We start from the raw sequence: 26,091 nt of genomic DNA, 5'->3' as shown, positions 1-26,091 counted from the left end.
ACCTTCGCCCGTATGAACCGAATTTTCTTGTTTGCCGCAGGCCTGTTGGTGAGTCTGCTGAGCGGTTGCCAGTCGCGCCAGCCCGTTGATTTGGTGGTCTATAATGCCACCATATATACCGTGGATTCCGCCTTCAGCAAGGCCACGGCCTTTGCCGTACAGGATGGCAAGTTTGTAGCCGTGGGTACCGCCGACGAAGTGCAGGCAAAATTCCAGGCCAAGCAGGAAGTAGATGCCCACGGCCAGTTCATCTACCCCGGTTTCTACGATGCGCACTGCCACTTCTACCGCTACGCCCTGGGCTTGCGCGACGCCGATTTAGTGGGTACTACCTCGTGGGCGCAGGTGGTGCAGAAACTACAGCAACAACGCCAGCAGTTCCCGCAGGCCGCGTGGCTCACCGGCCGCGGCTGGGACCAGAACGACTGGCCCGGTAAGCAATTCCCAACCAAAGACACGCTGGACGCACTGTTCCCAAACACGCCGGTATTTATCGTGCGGGTGGATGGGCACGCTGCCCTCGTCAACCAGAAGGCACTGGATTTGGCCGGCGTAACAACCCGTACGCCCATCAGCGGCGGCACCATCACCAAGGATGCCGCCGGCCGCCTAACTGGTTTACTGGTTGACAACGCCGTGGATTTGGTGTCAGTGAAGATTCCGGAACCGACGGCTACCGAAGCTGCTACCCTCCTGCTGGAAGGCCAGCAGCGCTGCGTGGCCGTGGGCCTCACCAGCCTCGCCGATGCCGGCCTCGACAAAGCCAATATCGACCAGATGGCGACCTTACAGCAGCAGGGCAAGCTGAAGCTGCGTCTCTACACCATGCTCAATCCCACTAAGGCCAACAAGGAGTATTACCTGAAAAATGGCCCTGTATTTCAAGACCGCCTAACGGTGTGCAGCTTCAAGGTGTACGCCGATGGGGCCTTGGGCTCACGTGGCGCCTGCCTACTGCACCCCTACACCGACAAGCCCCGGGAAACTGGCTTCCTGCTTTCGTCTATTGCCGATTATCGCACTTTGGCCAAAGAACTGGCAGCTAGCAAATTCCAGATGAACACCCACGCCATTGGCGACTCCAGTAACCGGCTCTTACTCGATATATACGGGGAAGTGCTGACAGGCAAAAACGACCGGCGCTGGCGCATCGAGCACGCCCAGGTGGTAAGCAAGGCCGATATGGTGAAGTTCGGGCAGTTCAGCATCGTGCCTTCGGTGCAGCCCACCCACGCCACCTCCGACATGTATTGGGCCGGGGAACGGCTGGGGGCTGAGCGCCTAAAAACTGCCTATGCCTACCGCGCCCTGCGTGAGCAATACGGCCAAGTGGCTATTGGCTCCGACTTTCCGGTGGAAGACATCAATCCGCTGTTCGGCTTTCACTCGGCTGTAGCTCGGCAGGATGCCAAGAACTACCCGGCCAGTGGCTTCCAGATGGAAAACGCCCTCAGCCGCCCTGACGCCTTGCGCGGTATGACCACCTGGGCCGCCCACGCCGCCTTCCAAGACAAGCAGAAAGGCAGCATCCGGCCCGGTATGGCCGCCGATTTCGTGGTCCTGGACACCGACCTGCTAGAAGCCCCTAAGGAAAAGCTACGCGGTGCGCAAGTGCAACAAACCTGGATTGCAGGCGAGCAGGTGTACAAGGGCAAATAAAGTTATTCTACTGCTTGGCTTTCTTTGTGGTTATGTTTTGCAGTTCAGCCAGTTCTTCCTTCCTAGCCGCTAGCAGTTCTTTCGTGCGGGAGCATATACTCACTGAAAGAACCGTTGGGGATATCTAGTTATCGGCATGACTTAAGTAAGTCTTCCCAATCTGAAAACCGAACTGGCAATTGGTATCAGCTAACAGCACACACTTTAGCACATTGCTGTTGCCTTCGAATACCTTTTCTACTTTCAAGTTTAATAGTTGCTCATACCTGCCAACCAGAGGGCGCTGCTACTATAGTGGCCACGTAAGCTGCTGATGCTTGCCGGAAATCTTGCGCAAGCGCAGGCAACACGTAGCATTCACAAGCGCTTGTATTATAGCTACTAACCACGCCCGTCAGCATTAGAAAGAACGTAGTTAGTAGCCGCATACGGGTTTAACGGTTGCTATTAGCGTTGCGGTGCTTCATCAGCAGAGCCGCCATAGATGGCTGGTACCGGAATATCTAACAGGCGCAGGTACACGCTTAGTTGGCCGCGGTGATGAATAAGATGGTTGAGAACCAAAGTGCGGACTACGGCCGCGCGAGGTATCGTCATGAATACCTGCTCGCCCCGGCGCATAGTCCAAGTGCCATGCAATGTGGTATCGTCTACTTGCTCTAAAGCCTTATGGATATTTTCGCCATTCACATCGAAGCGGCGCAGCACTTCATCGGTAGTGGTTGGCGACGAGGGCATTTGCTGGGTGAGTATATCGGTTTCGGGCCCCAGCAATGACATTTCCAAAAACCCAACTAAGTTGGCCATGTGTGAGGCCAGCGTCCCCAGCTTCATGGATTTAGGATGCGGCTGCCAGCTGAACTGCTCAGTAGGTACCCGTTCTAGTAGGCGGCGTGTCAACTTCAGCTCGTGCTTCAGTTCGGCGCTGAGGCTAGCTTGTAGAGTGGGTTGCGAAGTATTCATAGTGCTTAGAAAGAAAAAAAAATGCGAGACGGCAGCCGTTACATGCCAAGCGTTTGGGTTGAGCTGCTGACAAAAAAGCCGCTTACCAATAATAGAAGCGGCTTTCTCAAGCTTGAGGTTATGGCTATTTTCTAGTAGCCGGCATACCGGCATTAGGCGTAGCAGGTGGCGGCGCCAAGGTGTCGTTTACATCTTCGCGGAGCTTGCGGCCACGCAACTGCAACAGGAAAATCAGGCCTAGGATAAAGAACACAATCAGGGCCAGGATGCTGTAGCGCATGTTGCCGCCCATTAGCTGCGAGATGCCTCCGAATACTACCAACCCAATCACAATGCCTACTTTCTCGGTTACATCGAAGAAGCTGAAATAGGCGGCGGAGTTGGGGGTATTTTCCGGAATAATCTTGGAATACGTGGAGCGCGAGAGGCTTTGCACTGCGCCCATGGTGAGGCCAATAACGGCCGCCAGCGCATAGAACGTCCAGCCAGCCTGCACGAAGTAGCCGGCGATACAAATCAGCATCCAGATAAATACGGCCCAGCTTAGGGCCCGTGTATTACCGATGCGCTCTGAGAGCTTGGCAAACAGGTAAGCACCCAATATGCCCACAATCTGAAGCAGCAGAATGGTAATGATGAGCGACTTGCTATCCAAATGCAGCTCTTCGTCGCCGAAAAGTGTGGCCACATACATCACGGTCTGTACGCCCATGTTGTAGGTGAAATAAGCCAGCAGGAAACGCTTTAGGTTGGGCTGCTTTTTGGTTTCTTCCCACACCTTACCCAACTCCCGAAAGCCGTTGAGCAGCCAGCCCGACTCGGCGGTGGCGCCAGCGGGGCGGCCTCGGTCAGGGGGCAGCGTGAAAAAGGGAATCTGTGCAAACCCGGCCCACCAAACGCCCGTGAGCAGAAAGCTGTAGCGGGTGGCCATGCCGGCATCCAGCCCAAACATAGGCGTGCCCGACAGCGTGGGGCCCTGAATCAGCATCAAGCACATAACCAGCAGCAGCACCGACCCGATGTATCCCATAGAGAAGCCGCGCGCTGATAGGGAGTCGAACTTTTCTTCCGAAGAAATATCGGGCAGGTAGGAGTTGTAAAAAACAATAGAGCCCGAAAAGCCCACCGTAGCCATGATGAACACAAACACACTGATGGTGAAGGTGCTGGGCTCAAAGAAATAGAGGCCGGCGCAGGAAATGGCTCCGATGTAGCAGAAGATTTGCAGGAACAGCTTCTTGCGGCCCGAATAATCGGCTAGGGCCGTGAGAAGCGGGCTGATGAGGGCAATGACAAGGAAAGCCGCTGACACCGAATAGTTCTGCAAGGAGGTACCCGGAATGTGCATTCCTAGAAATTCCACTGGCGTTTTACCGCTGTCGGTACCCGTAATGGCCTTCACCATGGATCCCCAATAGATGGGAAAAATGCTGGAGGTAATAACCAGCGGATACACCGAGTTGGCCCAGTCGTAGAACGTCCAGCCGGTGGTGATGCGCTTGTTGTCTTTGGGAATGTCAGAGGTGTGGGCGGCTGGTGCCAGCGGTGTAGTAGGAACTGAAGTCATGAAAGAGGGAGTAGCAACGTAGCAACGAGTGAAGTAACGGGTTTCCAAGGTTCAGGTTGGGGTGGACCAAGCCGCTGACTTTCACTTCACGTCAGGAAAGCGAATTACACCATCTTATTACAAAGTAATTCTATAGCTCCTCAACATTATTTAACCCTGTGCCTTCTCCTTCACTTCTGCCCTATCTAATTGCGAAACTATCCGCACGAATGTGCCATTCGTCGGCTACACGACGGCTTCTCCAAGCCAGCAACCTTATCGAACAATAACTAATCCAGCTGTGTGGGCAGCACTTTTCACACGCTAGCTGAGTATATATTCGCTAGGGTACTATTTTACCAGCAGCGCCGCGTACTGCTCAGGCGTATCCACGTCGATGGCGCCTTCCGGAAAAGGCACAGTGGCTACCAGTTGCGGGTGCTTTTTTAGGAATTGGCTGGCGCCGGCGTTATCGGGTAGAGTACCCAGCAGCGGCAATGCCTCAGAGCCAAAGAGCACGGGTACACCGCGCACTCCGCCGTACTCGGCGGCGACTATAGGCTGGCCGGTAGATTCGTGGGTGATGGCTAGCTGCTGGAGTAACGCCGGCGTCACGAAAGGCTGGTCGCAGAGCATGACTATAATAGCCCCCAAGACCGGCGTGGTGGCTTGCAGCAGATGCAGGCCAGTTTTCAGGGAAGCTCCCATGCCCAGCTGCCAACTCTGGCAGCGCACCACCTGCACTGGCAGCCCCGCCAGCTCCGGCAACAACTCCTCGTGTAGCGCGCCTGTTACCACTACTACCGAGGCACCAGCTGCGGCAGCTACGGCCGTTTCGGCAGCGCGGCGCAGCAGGGTCTGGCCTTGATACGGAAGTAGCTGCTTGGGTTCACCAAGCCGGGACGACGAACCGGCTGCCAGCAAAATAATAGCCGTAGACATTGAGTAGGCGTTGCTTACAACCCACAGACCGCATCTACCCGGCCTTCGGCTACTAAGGGCGCGTTGGCGTGCAGTGGCGGATGGATTGGGTGCGGCGAGTCGCGCAGGAAACCGGCCGGGCGACCTGCCAGCACCGCCTGAATTTCAGCCACTATTGATAACGCAATTTCCTCGGGCGTTTCGGCCCCTAAATTGAGGCCGATAGGGCTATGCAGCCGAGTGGCTAGCAGCTCGGCGGCAGCAGGTTCTTCTTTGTGCAAGTCGGTGAGCAGCCGCTCGTATTTCTTACGGGGTCCTAGCAGCCCGATGTAGCGGGTGGGGGCGCGTAGTAAGTGGCGTAGCACGGCTAGGTCGTAATAATAGTTGTGGGTCATGAGCAGCGCGAAGCGGGCATCGTGCGGCTCGTTTGGCACTTCGGCCAGTGGCAGAATCCGTACCTGCTCGGCCTCCGGAAAACGACTAGCCTGCGCCTGCGCCGGGCGGCCATCCACTACCTGCACCCGCCAGCCCAAACCAGCGGCCAGGCGTACCAACGGCTGCACATCGTTGCCGGCTCCGTACACCGTGAGGCGCACTGGGGGGCGCAGAATTTCCAAGCTTACTCGCACCGTACCCGCTCCTACGGGGTAGTGCCGGGTGGCAGGCTGACTGGCTACAAGTGCAGTTTGGGCGTCGGCTAGAATGGTAGCATACAACTCGGAAGTGACTGGCAGAGTACCCTGCACGGTATTGTCGGCGAGCAGCAGAAGCCGCTCCCCCATCTGAGCTGGTGCGTCGGGGCCGGCCAAGCTGAAGACGGTAGCTACCACGGCCGGTTTCTCCACGCCTTCTGCCCAGCGGCGCAGCAATTCCAGCGGGTTATTGGGGTCGGCGAAATCGAGGGGTTCCAACAGAATTTGCACGACGCCCTGGCAGCCCAACGCGGCCCCGAACTGCAAATCGTCGTCAGGGTCGGTGGAGTCGTAGGTGACGACGGTGGGGCGGCCCTGCCGGATAGTGCGGCGGGCACGTTGGCGGGCGTCGCCTTCGAGGCAGCCGCCACTAATGGCCCCTGTCAGCCGCCCGTCGTCGGTGACCAGCATCCGGGCGCCGGGCCGCCGGTAAGCCGAGCCAGCCACATCCACCACTGAGGCCAGCGCGCAGGCCTGGTTGGTGGCTTTGTGGTCGTCGTAGGCTATAAGAAGTCGTTGAAGCTCAGTCATGTTTCAATTATCAATTGGGAGCTGTCAGTTGTCAGCAATGAATTACCAGTTGCCCTGAAAGTTCTACTCCCAGTTGGCAACTGATAGCTTATTACCAACAACTGACATTACACTGCCAGTGCGCCCATTACTTTGTCGGGGGTGATAGGCAATTCCCGAATCCGTTTGCCAGTGGCGTGGAATACGGCGTTGGCCACGGCGGCCGATACGCCCACCATCGAAATTTCACCAATGCCCTTCACGCCCATAGCATTTATATAGGGGTCGTGCTCGTCGATGAATTCCACAGTCATGTCCGGAATATCGGCATTGACGGGAATGTGGTATTCGCCGAGGCTGGCATTGGTGTAGCGGGCAAACGTCTGGTCCCGGAAGGTTTCTTCCATCAAGGCCGCCCCAATACCGAAAATACTGCCGCCGATGATTTGGCTGCGGGCGGTTTTGGCATTTAGAATCCGGCCGGCGGCGTGCACGCTCACCCAACGCGTCACGCGCACGGTACCTAGCTCGGCATCTACATGCACCTCGCAAAAGTGTGCCCCAAACGAGTGCATGGAATGTTCGCCCGCCTCATCTTTCTTGGTGGGGTCAGCGTTGAGGGCAGCCTGGGCAGCTTCGTAGCCCGAGCCGTATTTGCCGTTGCCGGTACCTTCCATGTCGGGCAGGTCGTTGCGCTTCATCAGGGCCATGAAGTCTTCGCCTTTCTGCTTGTTGGATTTCAGCACCAGCCGGTTTTTCTCCACCATTACATCATCTAGCTTAGCCCGGTATAGCGGCGACTTTTTATCGGCTACAGCCAGCTTCTTCAGCTTCTGCCACACCTCTTGTGCTGCCACGTACACCGACGACGACACCGTGCCGCCCGCCACCGAACCGCCCGAGTTGGGCGCCGTCGGTAGCCGCGAGTCGCCCAGCTCGAACCGTACTTTGTCGGGCGTGATGCCTAACGTATCGGCAGCTACTTGGGTCATAACGGTATAGGTGCCGGTACCCAGGTCGGTAGCCCCACTTTGTACCACGGCATGACCATCAGCGTAGAGCCGCACACGGGCCGTGCCCTGCGAATTGTGCACCGGGTATGAAGCCGTAGCCATACCGTAGCCCACCAAATATTTCCCGTCGCGGGTAGCTCCATTGCGGGGGTTGCGCTTGCTCCAGCCAAACAGCTCGGCACCACGGGCGTAGCACTGCTTCAGGCTCTTGCTGCTCCAAGGCTTGCCGTTGGTGGGGTCTTTTTCGGCGTAGTTGCGCAGCCTGATTTCCAGCGGGTCGATGCCCAGCTGGGCCGCCAGATCGTCCATCGAGCACTCAATGGCAAACGAGCCAGGCGCTTCGCCGGGAGCCCGCGTAAAGGTGGACGTCATTACGTTGGCGCGGGCCAGCTGGTAGCTCGACTCGAACGTAGGGCAGGCGTACAGCAGGTTGATAATCTTGCTATTGGGCTCGGCGTAATTGTCCCAGGGCGAAGTGGTTGAGGTTTTTTCGTGCACCAGCGCCAGCAGCTTGCCTTCCTGAGTAGCTCCTATCTGTAGGGTTTGGGTCTGGTCTTCGCGGTGGCCCATGCCCGTAAACATTTGCTGGCGCGTGAGAGCCAGCTTCACTGGCCGGTTCACGGCTTTGGCAGCTTGCACCGTTAGCACCGTGTGGGGCCAGCTAGCACCTTTGCAGCCGAAGCCACCACCCAAGTATTTGGTTACCACCCGCACCTGCTCCTGCGGTAGCCCCAGCATAGTAGCCAGAGACTTCTGGGTGCGTGTAATGCCCTGCGTAGATTCGTATACCGTCAGCCGGTCGGGGCCTTCCCATACAGCCGTAGTGGCACCGGGCTCCATGGGGTTGTGGTGGTTGATGGCGTGGGTATAGGTGGCTGTGTGTTTGATGGGGGCCGCTGCCAAAGCCGCCCGGGCGTCGCCGCGCCGAGTGTAGCCTTTGGTTTTGTCGTCCTGCACCTTTTCCGGGTTGAATATTTCGGCTTTGGGGTCCAGGTACGAGGCCAGAGGCTTCTCCACAGCATATTGCACCCGCACCAGCGAAGCAGCATGGGTGGCTCGCTCAAAAGTGTCGGCTACTATTAATGCCACAGGTTGTCCGGCATAGTGCACTACATCTGAAGTCAGCGGCAGGAACCCCATTGGGGCCCCAATAGCCTTTTTGCCTTCGGGGTCGTTGGGCGTTTTCGCGAGTTTGGGTAGGTTCTGGTGGGTGAGTACGGCTAGTACCCCAGGCTCCTTCAGGGCTGCCGTGGCGTCAATGCTCTGGATTCGACCTTTCGCAATTTCACTGCCTTTCAGCACCCCGTAAGCCAATCCCCGCTGCGGAAACTCGGCCGAATAGCGGGCTTTGCCAGTTACTTTGTCGTAACCATCTATGCGGTTGAGCGGCTGCCCCACTACCCCACCCGTGCCAGGGCCATTGGTTTCAAAAAATCTGGGTTCGGTATCCATAGTGAGAGTGAGCTTGGCTATAACACCAAGCTTCCGCTTGGCAAGTCTGTTTACTGTACTAGGTGAAGCGTGCGACTAGGTGTCGCCAGGGCTCATTTAAAACACAAGCGGCGCACATTATTTGTTGCGGCTGGTGGCTTACATCAAGAAGAGCATACCACTAGACTGCTACTTCCTGCAACGCCCGCACAACGGTTTTTTGTACCATCTCCACTTTGAACCGGTTGTGCTCCCGCGGTGCGGCCCCACTCACGGCTGCAACAGCCGCCGCCCGGAAGCTGGCCTCGTTAGCTGGTTTGCCCACCAGCAGCTTTTCGGCCTCTAGGGCGCGCCAAGGCTTGGTACCCACGCTGCCCATAGCAATACGCGCCGACCGGATTTGGCCGCCTTGCACATCCAGCCCCACCGCTGCTGATACCAGCGCAAAAGCGTAGCTAGCCCGGTCGCGCACCTTCACGTAGTGCGACTTGCGGGCGTGGGCTGCGGTGGGCACCGTTACGGCCACAATCAGCTCGTCGGGCTCCAGCACGGTTTCGCGCTGCGGCGTGGTACCAGGCAGCAAGTGAAAATCGAGAAGTGGCACGCGGCGCTGCTTGCCCTTGCTGTTTTCCAGTAGCACTACGGCATCCAGCGCCACCAGGGCCACGGCCATGTCACCGGGGTTGGTGGCAATGCAAGCGGTGCTGCCGCCCAAAATAGCCAACCCGCGGTTGTCGCCGGTTTGGGCCGGGCAGCCCGAGCCAGGGTTGCGCTTATTGCACGGAAAAGCTGTGTCGCGAAAATACGAGCAACGAGTACGCTGCATCAGGTTGCCACCAATGCTGGCCATGTTGCGCAGCTGCGGTGAGGCACTTAGCAGCAGCGCCTCCGAAATGGCGGGGTACTGCTGCACTATCAACGGATTCTCGCCTACGTCGCTCATTCTTTCCAGCGCCCCAATACGCAGGCCGTCAGCTGTTTCACTGATGCCTTTAAACGGCACCATGTTGATGTCAACCAACTGTGGATGCTGCTCCACGTTAAGCTTCATCAAGTCGAGAAGTGTGGTGCCGCCGGCAATAAAGGCCGACTGCGCATTGTCTTTTCGGGCACTGGTAGCCTCTTTGGCCGTGCTGGTGGTGGTATAACTAAAGTTATTCATGTACTAGTGCTTTGTGCCTCGTGCTTAAATATTGTCGCGCCTCCTTTGTGCTTACCTGTCTTCTCGGTCGAAAAACGATGTAAGCACAAAGCCCAAGGCACTATGCACTCTTTGCCACTTCGCGCACAGCGGCGGTGATGTTGGGGTAGGCGCCGCAACGGCAGAGGTTGCCGCTCATCCATTCGCGGGCTTGGGCATCAGTGGTGGCGTGGCCTTCCTTCACGCACGCCACACCGCTCATAATCTGCCCCGGTGTGCAATACCCGCACTGAAAGCCGTCGTGCTTGATAAAGGCAGTTTGCATGGGATGCAGAGCCTCTCCTTTTGCTAGGCCTTCAATGGTGGTAATTTCTTTGCCTTGCGTCATCACGGCCAGCGTTAGGCAGGAGTTGATGCGCTTACCATCTATGTGCACGGTGCAGGCTCCACACTGGCCATGGTCGCAGCCTTTTTTGGTACCGGTCAGGTCCAAATACTCGCGCAGGGCGTCAAGCAAGGTCACGCGGGGTTCAGCGCGTAGCGTGCGTGCTTGGCCGTTTACTCGCAATGTTATTTCGCTTACTCCTTCCACCGTTTTCGAGTAGGCCTTTAAGCGCTCGGCCTGGCTGACCAGCGGCGGCGTAAGGGCCAATCCCAGAATCCCGCCTGCCTGCTTCATAAAGGAGCGCCGCGATTTATCATCGGGCCGTGCGCTGAGCGGATTTTCGGGGGAGTCGTCGGGAGTAGGGTAAGCTGACATAAGAGGAAAGAAAAGCGCAAAGTGAACAGCTAACAGCCCTATGCGAGCTACCGGCATAATAACAACCTATTTGATGAACAGAGGTTTAAGGGGCAGATGTGGCAGTATCGCGCAACTTTCTGGCCCCTCCGAGCAACTCAATCCTCCTTATTGAATACGGCAGACTATACAGTGGAGTTTATGCTACTCTTCATCTGGCAATAATTAAGCTGCATGCGCTGGCTATATAGTTAGGTAGCCTTACAACTGGCCTAAAACAGCACAACCCCTCCACCTTACGGTGGAGGGGTTGTGCACTTCAGCGAAGGTCTGAAATTACATGCTGGACTTATCCATCTTCATTTTGCCTTTGCCCTTCTTATTGTTCATTTTGGTTTTGCCATCCGTAGATTTAACCTTCTCTTTTTTCGAGTTGGTTTTCATCTTGGTGGTATCGCCCTGCATAGGCATGCCTTGGGCGAAGGCAGGAGCTACAGTACCAAGCAAGAAAGCAGAGAGAACAGCAGTGAACAGTGCCTTTTTCATGACTAGTGGTGTGAGAGAAGGATAATATGAAAAGCAACCTGAAATACAGTTGCGCTTAGCCTAAGCTGGCACAACAATCGAAGCGCATACGAACGCAGTACCGTTCAGGTTGTGCCCCAATGTTCATAGAATGTGTTGCTTGAACATCTCACTCCGTTTTTCACCAATCTACCGGCCGGTCCAACGGATATTCCTAGAGAGCTTCATACCTCATGAGGCTACCACCTAGGGCATCTATTCGGTAGGCAGGCCAGTGATGCCTTTGCTACGACGGCGCCAGCAATACCATGCCCAGCGCGTCGGAAAGAATCCGCTAGCAAGGTCGTAAGACTTGTAACAGGTGCGGCGCAAATGAGCGCGCTGAGATAAACGTGACAGGTTCGGACGCATGAGTAATGTATTCTTTAAGTACGCAAGGCCCTATTGAGTTGGATTGAGTACCTAGATACAAAAACTGCCCGTCGATTTCATCTAAAGCATCCTATTTGAAATTACTTTACAAACATATACAACTGTATAACAGATATTTACAAACTTTTACTAATGCATTGCCAATAGGGTTAAAATGATTCTAGTAGAAGCCCGACTGGCTTATTATTATTGCATAGCAGGCAGTACTGGTATTCCAACTTCTGCCTTGGAAAGCGTAGCCAAGACCAGTGCTTTACGGCCTAATGCTTCAAGGGCAGTTACTGGTTGCTGGCTGTGCGTACTAATCGTTTGCGCGGCTGCTTGGCAGGTCAGCTAGCCACTGCCGCACGTGCAGATGCTAAGCCTGCTTTCAATTTGACAACTGGCGCTGGAACCACTACCGCCAACGGCTCTTTGGTGGCCCACCCAGTTGCCTTAGCCTGCAAAATAATATCGGTGACAGGGTCATACCCTTCAGGCCACTGCTCCCTCGGCAGTTCACGCCACGAGTCATACGGATAAGGCGGAGTGTCAACAGCTAACACCCACGAAAAGAGATTGCGGAGCCAAGTAACCGGCGAATTCATATGCTAGATGCGAAAGTAATGATATACAAACTTAAATATAAGCTCGACATTATCAATATATTTTACAACATTAGCAAAATATTGCAATAAATGATTTATTAAAAGTATTTTGCCACCATAAGCATACTAAAAAGTATAAGCACAAATCACATATTTTGAGCTTAAGTATACCGTATTCGCCAAGATACCAAGCTATTGAGGTATAATATTTACTGTGTTGCATACATATTCTTGGAGTTGTTTCGGCCAGAAGCAGGCTTTGTCATATAGCTCGTATGTAAGCCACTCATTAGCTCTCACTCTTTCCTAATGATTTTAATTCTAGCCGTGCCTATATATCAATCCTATATACCTTGAAGCCCGTTGGAATAACATTAGCAGCACGTTGACAGCAAGCTAACTTGTAGGCTGAGCTTACGAGCATACACCGAGAAAAACGCAGCAAGAGCTACTCGCTAGCGCCTTTCCTGGGGAGGAAAAACGCTAGCGAATAGCTCTTGCTGCACCGGCTGATACTTTACTTAGTGGATTTGAAGCGGTATTTAAGCCAGACTACATCGTTGTCTAGCTGTTTTACTTCAGCTAGATGTAGCCGCGTGGCGGGACCTTTGCGCAGGTAGTCGCTCACCTCGAAGGTGGTTGGCGACTGGGGTGTACCGTCAGCAATGGGCAGCAGCAGCAAACTCAGCTCATCAACCAGCCCGGCATTCAGCAAGGACCCGTTGAGGTGGCCGCCGCCTTCTAGCATCAGCGTTTGAATAGGAAACAGTGCGGCTAATTGCTCGAGCGCTGAGGCAAAGTCCACTTCGGTGCGGCCAGCAAACAGGTACGAAATGCGCTGGCGTTGCAGGTAATACAGGTAGTCGTCGCTCACCTGCTCGGTCAGCACTTCCACAATATGGTCGCCGCCGGTGGTGTTGGCGTCCCAGCCGAGCCGGCCGTGCGCATCTACGGCCACAGCAAAGGAAGTGGCCTGCACATCGCCGATGAAGGGCTGCCGGGTAATGGGGTGCGGGGCCGGTTGCAGGTTGGGCTGCACGCCGCCGGAAAAGTCACGCTCCATGGTCACGCGCCCGCACATCCAGGCCTGGCTGGTGAAGGTATCGTGGTACTTCTCGAAGTAGCCGGAAAAGGTATCAGTGAGTTCTTTGTCCTTCCAGTTCGCAGACAGAATCTTTCCGTCCACCGAGGACATCATGTGGCAGATTACGTGAGGTCGTTTCATAGTAGGCCTTAAACGGAAGATGCGCGGCCGTGGCCCGTCCATTTTTCCCCTTTGCCTTCACTGCCGGATCTACCCACACGGCAGCCGGCGGCACGGCACCCGTATATCAATCCCCAGAAAAAAGCAAAACCCCGTTCCTGACTCAGAAACGGGGTTTATTGTAGAGAGGATGGGACTTACTCCCTACATGCGGGCCCGACAGCATAAGACTCAAATAATGCCTCTTTGCAGCGTATACAGGCATATTGAGCGTGTACCCTGAAAGAACAAATCGGGTAAAGTCGGGGTAAATCGGCAAGTGTGTACCCCTACGCGTACCCCGAAAAACATTTTTCAGTAGCTTTAGAACGGCAACTACTTACCCCGTTTTATGGCAACTGTATCCTTCCATTTGAAGGAGCCCAAGGCTGACCGCCCTACGGCTATCTTCGCGCTGCTCACTGTTGACAGGCGCACCCGGATAAAGGTCTATACTGGCCTTTCTATCCATCCTACCCAATGGCTAGCTAAAGCACAGAAGGCACTGGAACGCGGCTACCCAGATAACCCAGCAGTTAATGACGCGCTAGAGGTCAAGGCAAAGCAGATAGAAGATTGTTACGCCTCTTATTTGGCAGAGGGACTACTTCCAACAGCAGCTCAACTCAAAGAGGCCGCCGCTCCCAAGTCACAGGAGGAAACGCCCGAAGCAGGCCCTACCCTCGCCTTCTGGGACTACTATGCTGAATGGATAGAGTTAGCCCGCGTACGTGGCAAAGCCCGGAGCGCCGCCGTATACGAGACAACCGGCCGGCACCTACGCGGCTTTGAGAAGAAAGCGAAGTACGCCGTAGGATTCGATACAATTACCACCGCCTTTAACGACCGTTTTACAACCTACCTGCTAGGTACTGCTGGCCTCACAGATAACACAGTAGCTAAGCAGGTAATGACGCTCAAACGTTTTATGAAGTGGGCAGCCGAACGCGGCTACCACCAAAGCATAGGATACGAGCGGCTAACCTGGAAACGACAGGAGCCCGATATAATGACGCTCACTGCTGAGGAAGTGGAAGCGTTGGAAACCTTGCCCCTGCCAGAAGCCGGTTACCTAGACAACGCCCGCACCCTGTTTCTACTGAGCTGCTACACCGGCCTCCGCTACTCCGACCTAGTAAGCATCCGGGCCGAACACTTACGCGGCCAGACGTTACGCCTCACTACTCAGAAAACACGGGAAGCAGTAACCATCCCACTGCAGGCCCGCGCCCTACCTATTGTGCGCCGGATGATTGCCGGAGAAGTGCGGCCGATAACTAATCAGAAGCTCAACGACTACCTAAAGGAATTGGGAGAGCGGGCCGGTATTACAGAGCCGGTAGAGGTTATCCGCTACCGGGGCGGAACCCGCGAAAGCCACACTGTACCCAAGTGGCACCGTTTAGGCTGTCATACTGGCCGCCGTACGTTCGTAACGCTAAGCCTAGAACGGGGCCTACGGCCGGAGTTGGTAATGAAGATAACCGGGCACCGGGATTGGAAGTCTTTCAAACGCTATGTGAATATCACAGAGCAAGCGGTAGAACGCGAGTTTGCCCGCGTCTACGAAATGCCTCAGTTATTACGTGTTGCTCAATAATTTACTCGCAAAACAAATTCAATTAATGATGAATAAATTAATAGGCAATTCTATAATACCGTTTGCAACTCCAAAAAATATTGGCGAAAAAGCATCCGTCATGCTACCAGTTATTCCATCTGCAAAAACTATTACACATCTAGCGCCTTCAATCCCAAATTCTAATGCTCGAAGTAGCTTTATCGATCTAATAACTCAATTAGAGGGCACCACACATGGCGCTGCTTTATTAGGTCTATACTGTACTAAGCCTTCCTTTTTACCCCAACAGTATATCAAAACTAAATGGATTGGCTTTGTACAAAATGCTCTTAAACAAGTGTCATTTGGAGAATCTGATATTGACGGATACATTACTATTCATGAAGAGGGAAAGCCTATAAGTCATTTAGAATTACCAAATGTTATAAGAGAAACGATTATATTTTTTGATAAATTATTTCATGTTCTCAGAAGAAGTACGAGAGAACATATCTATATCACCCTGAATTTTTATTACAATAACTACAAGGCTACTAGCCGAAAAATGGCTAGTGACTTTGTAGCTCAACTAGCAGCGAATACAAGAGAAGCTAATTTCACAGAGGAAGTGAATGATGCTGTTAAACAATGGGCAGAAAGCAAGAGACATAAAGTACCTCCCTTGGCTGCTATATCTCCTGTTTCTGTTATAGAAACAATGACTATTAAAGCTCAACAACCAGTAGATAAGGTTCTAATAGGATACATTGATATTGACACGTTAAGAGACATACTAAGAAAATTCAAGATGATTGGTCCTGATGCAATCAGTAAGCCTCTAAAATGGGTCGCTTTAAGGTCTGCACTTGAATCCCTCAATCTACTGCTCCCACTTACCGACCAAGAGGCCTCTAACTTTATGTTGAGTCATTTCGGAGTTAAGATTGCCCGCAACTCGTTTAATAGAAGAGTAGAAACAGAAAAAAGAAACTGTCAGGCCACGCGCTTATATCGGCAGTTTTGCGAAGTCATTCCAGAGTATAAACCAGCTTAAACTTGACATTCTTTGACTTTGCTTGATGCGTCAAAGAGTGTCAAGACTCAGTTCTGTATTTCGCCTCGGTTCTGCACAAAAGTAGGCCACCAGCGAAATGCAAACCATCCTAACCAGCGGAGTGACATACTCCCAACTCCTAGATGACCTAAGAGCAATTATCAGGCATGAGGTAAGTAGCTCAAGCCCGGCCGCGCCCACTGATACAGCCAGTGGGCCGGAACTTCTAACCGTGCGAGAGGCCGCCGATTTTCTGAATGTATGCCCCCAAACCATCCATGACTGGAAACGGCGGGGTATGCTCTTATATCACAAAATAGGGGGCCGTACGTACCTGAAAAGAGTCGATGTGCTGAACGCACTACAGGGCCACCAGCGTACGGCTAAGCCAGCCGGGAAAGGAGGAACGCGCCGTGGCTAACGTACTGCTTCTCGATGCGCCACCAGTGCTACTGTTAGCCAGCGGCCGGCCCTGCCTAGCTTACCCCGTACGCCGCCGGGATTGGCCCGCCGTGCCAGCCGGTTCTGCCGTGGCACTACTCACAACCGGGGAAGGGATGGACTTTGGCCCGCGTATCCTCTGGGTAGGCAAAGCAGTAACGAATCTGCTTACCTCTTATAGTGGCGCACTGGCTTTTGTTCCGGCTGACCCGCACCCCAACGACGATCCGGTGTTTCGTTTTGAGGCGTCGGACATAAAACGGCTCTATTTGCTGAACCCAGTTGCTGCGGCTTCACCCGTTACGGTTACCAGAACGGGCCCGGCCCGCCGACCCCGTGGCTAGTGGTGGGCCTCCGGCCGCTGAAACCCGTGCCATGGATACGGCCGCCGTACGCGCTCTATTCTCTGACTACAGCCCAACCCTTACCCGTACCGCCGCCGAACTGGAAGCAGCTTTGCACCGACACGGCTACACGGGGCCCCTCTCCGACTGGCTAAGCATGCTCCGGGCCGGTGGCCTCCGGGAGCCGCGGCGGGGTGTATTTGGCGCACCTTGGAAGCCAACAGAATACAGTGAAACTACAGGGAATTATTCCGAAGAATCGGACAATAAACGGAATACAATCGGAATAGAACCGGCCCCAGCAAGTGAGGCCGCGCCACCGGAGCTACTGGCCAATAACAGCAACGAAACAGCAATAACAGACCCGGTTTCAGTGGTACTGGAGCCGCCTCAGTTCAGCTACTTCCGGGGCGGTATCCGGAGCGCCACTCCTTACGCGGCCATTACCCCGCGCCAACTCTGGGAAATGATACAGGGCCCTATGTTCGCGTCGGCTACGGCCCAACTCCGGCAAGTACCGGCTGGCAGTGACGCCCGCGCCGAACGGAAAAAGCTACTCGACTACGTAACGCCCGCCGGCACCTTCGCTCCTACCCGTGCCAATGGCAACCTGGTTGCCCCTTCGGGTTTGCTGGTGCTGGACTTTGACCATTTGTCCGACGTGGGCACGGCCCGCACCGCCTTACTAGCTGATCCGCTGCTGAGTCCGGCTCTGGTAGTCCTATTTACCAGCCCCGGCGGGGAAGGGTTAAAGGCTATCCTGGAAGCGGACCCAACCGCCTCTCACCTCGACAACTTTCGGGTACTATCGGGCTACTTGCTAGGCTCCTACGGGCCGGAGCTACAACCCGACCCCAGCGGCAAAGATGTTGCCCGCGCCTGCTTTGTCTGCCATGACGACGACGCCTGGTTAAGCCCACGCTTTGCAGGTTAAACCGCGGGCTTTCGCTCAATATTGAGCAGAAGAATAAACTGGGTTTTGCGGCTTAAATACCCCTAAAAAGGAGAGTTATACTGGCTAGCAGTGAAACGCCTGACCGGTATCCTACTTCCGAGAAAAAAGCACGGGCTGGGTTTTCGTCCACTTGGATAACAACCCCACAGAACCCTACAAAACCCTACATTTTGAATAGAGCTGGCAATGAAATTAGACTTAAACGCCCTCCGGGCTGCTACCCCGGCACCGGAGCCCGACCCGACAAAACCCGACACATCAACGCCCGCGCAACCCGTCGACGGGAGTTTCGGGCCCAATACGCGCGCACGCGCGTACGCGCGTACTGGGCCCGAAACTCCCCCGCCGGTGTTGACAAATGTTGACAGTTCCACGCGCACGCACGCGTACGCGCGTACTTCTCCCGAAACTGCCAACAGGACAGAACTGGACACCCCTACGCGCGCGCACCCGTACGCGCGTACTGGTCGCGAAATGCCTACCCTTGATGCCCTTACCTGGTGTATAACCCAACATGAAGCACGGCATGGCGCTTTTCCGGCTAAGGGTGGGCGTAATGCTTGGCTAACTGCTTTGGCCTTTTTCTGCAATGAGAAAGGGGTACCCCTACCCGATTTGGAGAACCACGCCGCCGGGTATGCCGGCGCCGATTTCTCTGCCGATGAAATAGCCCGTACCATACGCGGCATTTACCAGCGGGGGGCCGGCCAGCATAACAGCAGGCCATGGGAGCCGCCCACGGCCCGACCCGACACAGCCGCCGGAGCTGAGTACGGTAGCGCCGGACGTAGCCTCGGCGGCACGGGCTCCGGCCCCTTGCCAGCCGCGCCCCTCCATACGCCGACCATTTCGGAGGAAGTGTACCAGCTGCTACCTGACTTCCTGCAACAGTGCTGCCAGCCCTTGCCCACGACCCGCGAACGGGACGTACTATTAACCGGTGCGCTGGCTGTGCTATCGGGCTGCTTCCCGACGCTGGAAGGAATGTACCGGGGCAAGGTTATCGGGGCCAACGTGTATGCCTTTGTGGTAGCCCCCGCGGCCTCCGGCAAGGGTGCGTTGGATTGGGCCCGCCGGCTGGCATGGCCTCAGCATTTGGCCGTGCGCGAAGCCAGCCAGCGGGAACGGGACGGATACGAACTGCAGCTACAGGAATACGAGCAACAGAAGCGCGCCGCCAAAGCCGGCGGGCCGCTACCCCCAAAGCCAACAGAGCCCCCGCGCCGCCGACTCTTTATCCCAGCCGACAACGGCGCGGCCAATGTGGTAAAGACGCTGGCCGAAAACGACGAACGTGGTATACTGTTTGACACGGAAGCCGACACCCTAAGCGGCGCGCTAAAGCAAGACTTTGGCGACTACTCCGCACTGTTGCGCAAATGTTCCGAACACGAACCGCACCAGTACGACCGCAAAACCGCTGGCACCTACGAGTTAAGCCGGCCGGCCCTGTCGGTGGCGCTGGGAGGCACGCCGGAGCAAGTGGCGCGGCTTATTCCAACTGCTGAGGATGGGTTGTTTTCGCGCTTCTGGTTTTATGCCTTTGAAGCTCCGCACGTTTGGGACGACCCGTTTGCCGTACCCGCCGGCGGCTCTCTCGATACCTGGTTTGATGCCCTGTCGGTGCGGGTATCAGGAATGATAGCCGCCGCTGGCGCGGGCCGGGTAGTGGTACGCCTTGCCCCAACTCAGGAACAACGTTTCAACGCGGCCTGGCAGCAGTGGCTACGCGAAGGAATAGCCGACTTTGGGGAAGGGTCTGGCAGTGCCTCTAAACGCCACGGCCGCGCCTGTTTCCGCCTCTGTATGCTGCTGACGCTGTTACGCTGTTTTGAGAACGGGGAAGCCCCGGCCGGCCGTACCCTTACTTGCGAAGATGCCGACCTAACGGCCGCTCTAGCTATTGCCGACGTGTACAGGCAGCACGCGCTAGCTTTGTACGAACGGCTACCCCGCCCCGGTGGCTCTGCTTTCCAAGGTGCTACCCGATACGCCAGCAAGGCAGAGAAAGAGGCCCGCGTACGAGAGCTACACGCCCAAGGCTTGAGCGTGCGGGCTATTGCTGAACAATTAGAATTAGGCAAATCAACGGTAGCACGTTGGCTGGGATTAAGCTAGCTACAATAGAGAACCTTGCCCAAAGTTACTTGTCCCGTGTCCCAGTATTGGGACGGGACATTACTTCATTTCTTGACAAGGCTATACAAGAAGTATACTCCACCTACTACCACAGCGGCAATAATTCCCAAAGCCATAACAGATTGCAGAATAATATGGAGCCAGTTAAATAATGGAATGAGGCATATGAGGCCACCTAGGTATAATAGGCCTGTTACGCAGCCCCAATTGCTAGATCCATCCTTACCTAGTTTTGAGAGTCCGTACCCCAAAAGAAAGCAACAAGTTGCAGCTAGAATACCATACCCAACGTCAGAGGCTGATAGTAGGTCAACTTCGTCGTTACCGTAGTAACGCCCTCTATCATAATACCTCTGAGCAGCTACACTAAATGACAATGAGAGCGCACAAAGAACTAGTATAATTTTCTTCACTATTATTTATTGCTTCTGGATTTTAAGATAAAAAAGACAATAGCAGCACCACCTAGGGCTATCCAACCCATGTTCCCTCTTACCCCTCTATGGTAATGATAGCCTCCTGATTTATGATTGTGATGTCCCCCATTGCTATCTAATCCTCCGCTGTGGGCCGACAAGTTTAGCGCTGAACATATAAGGAATACAAAGATTGAGAGTTTGAAAAACAGCTTCATAGACAGATTCGGATAAATACAGCCTCTAAGCAACTAAAAAAAGACTGATTCTAAAACAGTAGATAATTGGAGTGAGGAATTATCTTCCCCGCCTGATTCCTACCTTATTCTTATCCGCTTTGACTTACCCCGACTTTGAAGCCCGCTGGAAGAACTCCGGCGGCGCGGAACGGGCCAATTACGGCCTGTTTCTACAAGACCTATGCGACCTGCTGGAAGTACCCCGCCCCGACCCTACTACCGACGACCCTACCCAAGATAGCTACGTGCTGGAACGGGCCGTGCAATTCAACGACGGGGCTAAGAAAAGCACCGGCCGGATTGACCTGTATAAGCGCGGCTGCTTTGTGCTGGAAACCAAACAGGGCACCGACACCGCCGACCAGCAGAAGAAACAGGAACGCGCCGACCTAGGATTGGAGCCCAGCAAACGCCGCAAGGGCCACGCCGTACGCGGCTCCGCCAAGTGGGCTGAAATGATGCAGGCCGCCCGCCAACAGGCCCTTGGGTACGTGCGCGCCCTGCCTGCGGAGGAACCCCGCCCGCTGTTTGTGCTAGTGGCCGATGTGGGCTACTGTATAGACGTGTACAGCAACTTTGCTGGCGTTGGGGATTCCTTCGTACCCTTCTCTGACCAAACCAGATTCCGGCTGCCGTTGGCCGCGCTGGCCGATGAAGCCACACGGGCTATGCTCCGCCAAATCTTCCTTGACCCGAAAGAGCTAGACCCCAGCCGCCGCGCCGCCCGCGTGACGCGGGAACTGGCTGCCCGTCTGGCTAAACTATCGGAGCAGCTGGAACGGGCCGGGCACGCGCCCGACGTGGTAGCGCAATTCCTGATGCGCTGCCTGTTTACCATGTTTTCGGAAGATGTAAACCTGATTCCGAAGCAGAGCTTTACCGGCATGCTGGCTCAATACAACACCCCGGAGCTACTGGAATTTCTGCCCGACGCACTTACCAACCTGTGGCGCACCATGGACACCGGCGGCTTTTCGTCGGATTTGAAGGCCCGGTTACGCCGCTTTAATGGCAAGCTGTTTCACGATGCCACGGCCCTACCCCTGAACGCGGGACAGGCGGAGCTGCTGTTGCAGTCGGCTAAAGCGGATTGGACAGAGGTAGAACCGGCCATTTTCGGTACGCTGCTGGAACGCGCCCTCGACCCCAAAGAACGGCACAGCCTGGGGGCGCACTACACCCCGCGTCGCTACGTGGAACGCCTGGTGCTGCCTACCGTGCTGGAACCCCTACGCCGGGAGTGGGCCGCCGCGCAAGCCGCAGCCGCCCGCCGCTTGGAAGAAGGCCAGCCCAAAGACGCCCGCGCCGAGCTGGTGCGCTTCCTCACTCGCCTCACTAGCATCAAAATATTAGACCCCGCCTGCGGCTCCGGCAACTTCCTATACGTGACGCTGGAACACCTCAAACGGCTGGAAGGGGAAGTGCTGGCCGCCATCAACAGCTACGGCCAAACCGGTTTGCTGGAATTGGGTGGCGGTACCACCGTTAGCCCGCACCAGTTGCTAGGGCTGGAACTCAACCCGCGCGCGGCCGCCATTGCCGACGTGGTGTTGCGCATTGGCTACCTGCAATGGCACCTGCGCACCTACGGCCCCTCCGAACTCCGGGAGCCGCTGTTGGATGAGTACCAGAATATCCGCCAACAGGATGCCGTGCTGACCTATGATGACGGTTTTCAAAACGCCAGACCTACTGAGTGGCCTAAAGCTGATTTCATCATTGGTAATCCTCCCTTCTTAGGTGACAAAGCTATGCGCGGCGCGTTAGGTGGAGCCTATGTGGATACGCTACGCAAGACTTATAAGGGTATTGTACCTGAGTCTGCTGATTTAGTAATGTACTGGTGGGAAAAGGCTGCTGAAATTGTACGTCAAAATAAGGCGGAGGCTTTCGGATTCATTACCACAAACTCTATTACTCAAACTTTCAACCGCCGGGTAGTTCAACGTCATCTTGATGCCTCCCCTCCGCTTTATCTTACTTATGCTATAGCTGACCATCCATGGGTAGATAGTGCTCAAGGAGCTGCTGTACGAATTGGCATGAGTGTAGGGCGTACAGATATGCTGGCTGGCAAATTATTGAAGCTAACAAATGAAGCGGCTACGGATGACGACGACGCCCACTCCGTGGAACTCACAGAATTTGAAGGCATAATTAATGCTGATTTTACTGTTGGCGCCGATGTAGCAAGTGCCAAAGCATTAGAGGCGAACGGAATAATTTCGAGTTTCGGAATGATGCTAGCAGGTTCAGGTTTTATAGTTACTCCTGCTGAAGCTCAGGCCCTTGGTTTGGGACGTATTCCGGGGCTAGAAAAGCATATTAGACAATATAGAAATGGCAAGGATTTGACAGCTTCACCTAGGGGTGTGTATTTGATTGATCTATTTGGACTAACTGAGAGCGAAGTAATCAATCGGTTTCCTGAGGTATACCAGCATATTTATTCGAGAGTAAAGCCCGAACGGGATCAGAATAATAGAAAAAAACTGAAGGAGGTCTGGTGGCAATTTGCTGAGCCTAGAAAAACTTTAAGAGCGGCTTTGCAAGGCCTCTCACGTTTCATTGCTACACCTGAAACAATGAAGCACAGAATATTTCAGTTTTTGAGCAATGAAATACTACCTGATCATAGGTTAGTTAATATTGCACTAGATGACGCCTTTTATTTAGGTGTGCTATCAAGCCAAATTCATACAACTTGGGCTGCTGCTGCAGGAGGTAGGTTAGGTGTAGGCAATGACTTAATCTATAATAAAACCCGAACGTTAGACCCTTTCCCCTTCCCAATAGCCACGGTGGAGCAGCAGGCGCGCATCCGGGAGCTAGCCGAACAGCTGGACGCCCACCGCAAACGCCAGCAGGCCCAACACGCGGCCCTCACTCTCACCGACCTCTACAACGTGGTGGAAAAGCTACGCGCCGGCCAGCCCCTCACCACGGCCAAAGAGCAAACCATTAATCAGCAGGGCCTAGCCTCTGTGGTATTGAGCCTGCATCAACAGCTAGACGCCGCCGTAGCTGATGCCTACGGCTGGCCCACCGACCTACCCGACGCGGAAATCCTTACCCGCCTGGTACGCCTCAACCACGAACGGGCCCAAGAAGAACAGGCCGGCCACGTTCGGTACCTTCGCCCCGCTTACCAGGCCCCCGAAACCGAGCAGGCCAAACTTTCTTTGCCTGCCGACGCAACCGTTCCCGCTACCGGCCGGTCATCCTCTCCAACGGGGGGAATCGCCTCCCAAGTCTGGCCCGCCGAGTTGGCCCAGCAGATGCAAGCCTTGCGCGACGCCCTACAGCAAGCCGCCCAGCCGCTCACCGCCGCCCAGGTAGCCACTTGCTTTCGGCGCTTGAAACCCGAAAAGGTAGAGCCTCTTCTTCAGACACTTACGGCACTGTCTTTGCTCCGCCAAACGCCCGAGGGCGCCTATGTACTATAATCCTTCATCCTTACCCCTGCCGTCTGTATGAAAACAATTATCCTCCATTTTGCCCAGCTAGCTTTAGTGACCTTAAGCAGCATGGCATTCGGCCCGCGCGCCGTTGCCCAAACCACCCCAGCTTGGGTCAGTGTATCCAACACTGGCGAATATTTCTCCTACAATAGGGGTAACCTGCACCTAGCGACCGACCCAGCGGGTAACGTGTATGAATTGGGTATGTTCAGCGTGGCGGCCAACGTGGGCCATACCTACCTTCGGAGCCAAGGCAGCTTCGACGGCTACTTGGGCAAGTACAACCCCGATGGCACGGCGGCCTGGGTGCGACAATTCGGTTCGACTGACCAGGACGGGGCTGATGATGTGGCGTTCGACGCAGCTGGCAACGCCTACGTGGTGGGCTCCTTCACGCACCGCATCAACCTGGGAAACGGCCAAACCCTGGATGCGGGGACGGACCCCGGCCGGAAAATTTTTCTCATCAAATACGACCCCGCCGGCAATCCCCTGTGGGCACAGCAGAGCGACTCCTACCCAGGCACCATGCTCCCCACCTGCCCGCCCGTAGCCAACAGCTTAGGCGTGCAAGTTGATGGCGCCGGCCACGTAAACGTGACCTGCGTGTATAGTTTCGCTACCGGATTTGGCTTCGGCGGGTTGCGAGCAACAGCCAGCGCCGCCCCGAACAGCAATGCGCTGGCCACTGTGTACATGGCCCGTTTTTCGGCCGCTACCGGCACGCCTCAGTCGTTGTTTCCGCTGCTATACTCCACCGCGGCCAACGGAAACGGGCTGATTTATGCGCAAAAGCTGTTGACCGCTCCCGACGGGGGCACCTACCTTGTGGCCAACTACGTCACGGCTCTGTCCTTCACCTCGGGGCTAGCCCTACCTGCGCCCACCAGCCCCGACATGCTGGTGGCCAAGTACAACGCCGCGGGCCAGGTGGAATGGGCCCGCACCTTTGGGGGGCCCAACTGGGATGAAATGACCGGCGCCGCCATCGATGCAGCTGGCAACGTCTATGTGAGCGGTTCTTTCCGCGGGTCGTTGAGCTTTGGCACCACTACTTTGCCCGGTGCCGGCGCCGAGGACGGGTATGTGGTGAAATATTCCTCCCAAGGCAACCCGCAATGGGCAAGGTCGCTGGCTGGTCCTGGCGCCGACCTTTTTCGCGGCGTGTGCGCCGACCCCGCCGGCAATGTGTATGTGACGGGTAGTGCTAGTTCCAACGCCCAGTTTGGCACCCGGACCTTCACGTCGGCGGGCAAGCTCGATATGGTGGTAGCCGCCTACACGTCGCAAGGCGTGCTGAGCTGGGTGCAACAGGCCAGCAGCGCCGAAGACGATGAAGGTTTTAGCCTGGGTTTCACGGCCCAGGGGCGGTTGCGTGTATTCGGCTACGCGGGCCGTGGCGCTACTTTCGGTGCCATTCAGTCGGGTATAAGTTCTAATTGGATAGGGGTTATGGCAGAGTTAGCCGCTTCTCCGCAGACTCCGCTCCCAGTGGTCGACGCGCAAAGCCCGGACGGGAAAACGTTCGACCTGTACCCCAATCCGGCTACTACGGAAGTGCATCTAAAGGGCATTCCAGCAGGGGCCCGGGTGCAAGTACTTGATGCGTTGGGCCGCATAGTCCGCGAAACCGCTATTTCAACTGCTTCGCAAGTATCGGTGCGGGGCCTGGCGCCGGGCCTCTACACGCTTCGCGCTACCGATGCCCAGGGCCAGCGTTATGCTGCCCGTGTGTCGGTAGAATAGCGTGCCCTACCCGAGGCCGGGATTCTGCAGCGTCAGTCTATAGCAGTCAGCGCTGGCCCTACACACCGCCATGGCCACGGCCGCCGCTGCATCCGAAGTCACAGGCCCCCAGTTCTGGCCCAACAGATGCAGGCCGTTCGGGATGCCGTGCAACAAGCCAGGCAAGCTCTTACCGGGGCCCCAAGTGGCCGCCCGTTCCCGCCGCAACAAGCCGGAGCACGTTTAGCCGTTATTAGATATCCTAACCGCGTTGAGCCTCTTACGCCGCACAGAAGAAGTAGCTTACGCGGCCTAGATTTTCGAGTAAATACTTTCTTCCAAAGTTGACTAAAA

The 26,091-nt window shown here is 55.4% G+C and carries 19 protein-coding genes; 9 read left to right on the top strand and 10 right to left on the bottom strand.

The window, feature by feature from the left end; all coding sequences use genetic code 11:
- Window positions 1-12: 12 nt before the first annotated feature.
- Window positions 13-1,659: an amidohydrolase gene (locus G536_RS0110080; protein ID WP_022823470.1), complete on the top strand. Its 1,647-nt coding sequence runs from the start codon at window positions 13-15 to the stop codon at window positions 1,657-1,659.
- Between the two features lie 447 nt (window positions 1,660-2,106).
- On the opposite strand, the gene G536_RS0110070 is transcribed toward G536_RS0110080, so the two are convergent.
- From G536_RS0110070 to G536_RS0110025, 9 genes are all read right to left on the bottom strand, one after another.
- Window positions 2,107-2,622: a DinB family protein gene (locus tag G536_RS0110070; protein ID WP_071837706.1), complete on the bottom strand. Its 516-nt coding sequence runs from the start codon at window positions 2,620-2,622 to the stop codon at window positions 2,107-2,109.
- A gap of 124 nt (window positions 2,623-2,746) precedes the next feature.
- A complete protein-coding gene (locus G536_RS0110065; protein WP_022823467.1) occupies window positions 2,747-4,189 on the bottom strand; it encodes an MFS transporter in 1,443 nt (480 codons plus the stop codon).
- A gap of 330 nt (window positions 4,190-4,519) precedes the next feature.
- A complete protein-coding gene (locus G536_RS0110060) occupies window positions 4,520-5,110 on the bottom strand; it encodes a nucleotidyltransferase family protein (RefSeq protein WP_022823466.1) in 591 nt (196 codons plus the stop codon).
- 14 nt (window positions 5,111-5,124) lie between these two features.
- Window positions 5,125-6,312, bottom strand: a complete 1,188-nt coding sequence (locus G536_RS27295; protein ID WP_022823465.1) for an XdhC family protein — start codon at window positions 6,310-6,312, stop codon at window positions 5,125-5,127.
- A 107-nt stretch (window positions 6,313-6,419) separates the two neighbouring features.
- The gene (locus G536_RS0110050) at window positions 6,420-8,756 is read right to left on the bottom strand and encodes a xanthine dehydrogenase family protein molybdopterin-binding subunit (RefSeq protein ID WP_022823464.1); all 2,337 of its coding nucleotides are present in this window, start codon (window positions 8,754-8,756) and stop codon (window positions 6,420-6,422) included.
- A 160-nt stretch (window positions 8,757-8,916) separates the two neighbouring features.
- On the bottom strand, window positions 8,917-9,897 hold the full coding sequence (locus tag G536_RS0110045) for an FAD binding domain-containing protein (RefSeq protein ID WP_022823463.1): 981 nt from the start codon (window positions 9,895-9,897) through the stop codon (window positions 8,917-8,919).
- A 100-nt stretch (window positions 9,898-9,997) separates the two neighbouring features.
- A complete protein-coding gene (locus G536_RS0110040) occupies window positions 9,998-10,636 on the bottom strand; it encodes a (2Fe-2S)-binding protein (protein ID WP_022823462.1) in 639 nt (212 codons plus the stop codon).
- A 315-nt stretch (window positions 10,637-10,951) separates the two neighbouring features.
- Complete coding sequence (locus G536_RS0110035; RefSeq protein WP_022823461.1) at window positions 10,952-11,161, bottom strand: hypothetical protein; 210 nt, start codon at window positions 11,159-11,161, stop codon at window positions 10,952-10,954.
- Between the two features lie 1,515 nt (window positions 11,162-12,676).
- The gene (locus G536_RS0110025; RefSeq protein WP_022823459.1) at window positions 12,677-13,384 is read right to left on the bottom strand and encodes a RibD family protein; all 708 of its coding nucleotides are present in this window, start codon (window positions 13,382-13,384) and stop codon (window positions 12,677-12,679) included.
- 370 nt (window positions 13,385-13,754) lie between these two features.
- Between G536_RS0110025 and G536_RS27285 the strand changes: the two genes are divergently transcribed.
- The 6 genes from G536_RS27285 to G536_RS0109995 all read left to right on the top strand — a co-directional run bounded on the left by G536_RS27285 (window position 13,755) and on the right by G536_RS0109995 (window position 19,875).
- The gene (locus G536_RS27285; RefSeq protein ID WP_084708560.1) at window positions 13,755-15,002 is read left to right on the top strand and encodes a site-specific integrase; all 1,248 of its coding nucleotides are present in this window, start codon (window positions 13,755-13,757) and stop codon (window positions 15,000-15,002) included.
- The gene (locus G536_RS32135; protein WP_157530536.1) at window positions 14,989-16,017 is read left to right on the top strand and encodes a hypothetical protein; all 1,029 of its coding nucleotides are present in this window, start codon (window positions 14,989-14,991) and stop codon (window positions 16,015-16,017) included. Before G536_RS27285 ends, G536_RS32135 begins: the two co-directional genes overlap by 14 nt.
- 97 nt (window positions 16,018-16,114) lie before the next feature.
- On the top strand, window positions 16,115-16,438 hold the full coding sequence (locus G536_RS33055; RefSeq protein WP_022823456.1) for a helix-turn-helix domain-containing protein: 324 nt from the start codon (window positions 16,115-16,117) through the stop codon (window positions 16,436-16,438).
- Window positions 16,431-16,802: a hypothetical protein gene (locus G536_RS0110005; protein WP_022823455.1), complete on the top strand. Its 372-nt coding sequence runs from the start codon at window positions 16,431-16,433 to the stop codon at window positions 16,800-16,802. Before G536_RS33055 ends, G536_RS0110005 begins: the two co-directional genes overlap by 8 nt.
- A complete protein-coding gene (locus tag G536_RS30535) occupies window positions 16,741-17,736 on the top strand; it encodes a BT4734/BF3469 family protein (RefSeq protein ID WP_169515080.1) in 996 nt (331 codons plus the stop codon). Before G536_RS0110005 ends, G536_RS30535 begins: the two co-directional genes overlap by 62 nt.
- A 594-nt stretch (window positions 17,737-18,330) precedes the next feature.
- On the top strand, window positions 18,331-19,875 hold the full coding sequence (locus G536_RS0109995) for a DUF3987 domain-containing protein (RefSeq protein WP_022823453.1): 1,545 nt from the start codon (window positions 18,331-18,333) through the stop codon (window positions 19,873-19,875).
- Window positions 19,876-20,311: 436 nt separating this feature from the next.
- Here the strand turns inward: G536_RS0109995 and G536_RS32965 are convergent, their stop codons facing one another.
- Window positions 20,312-20,530 carry a YHYH domain-containing protein gene (locus G536_RS32965; RefSeq protein ID WP_157530532.1) on the bottom strand — a complete coding sequence of 73 codons (219 nt, stop codon included), beginning with the start codon at window positions 20,528-20,530 and terminating at the stop codon, window positions 20,312-20,314.
- A gap of 119 nt (window positions 20,531-20,649) precedes the next feature.
- Here G536_RS32965 and G536_RS0109990 point away from each other — a divergent pair, with 119 nt between their 5' ends.
- Window positions 20,650-23,997 carry a class I SAM-dependent DNA methyltransferase gene (locus G536_RS0109990; RefSeq protein ID WP_022823452.1) on the top strand — a complete coding sequence of 1,116 codons (3,348 nt, stop codon included), beginning with the start codon at window positions 20,650-20,652 and terminating at the stop codon, window positions 23,995-23,997.
- Window positions 23,998-24,024: 27 nt separating this feature from the next.
- A complete protein-coding gene (locus G536_RS0109985) occupies window positions 24,025-25,758 on the top strand; it encodes an SBBP repeat-containing protein (protein ID WP_022823451.1) in 1,734 nt (577 codons plus the stop codon).
- The last annotated feature ends 333 nt before the right edge of the window (window positions 25,759-26,091 follow it).

Origin of the sequence: Hymenobacter norwichensis DSM 15439 (assembly GCF_000420705.1) — a bacterium.
Taxonomy (GTDB): Bacteria; Bacteroidota; Bacteroidia; order Cytophagales; family Hymenobacteraceae; genus Hymenobacter; species Hymenobacter norwichensis.
The sequence above is the reverse complement of the archived record's forward strand: the minus strand, read 5'-3'. Positions and strand labels throughout refer to the sequence as shown.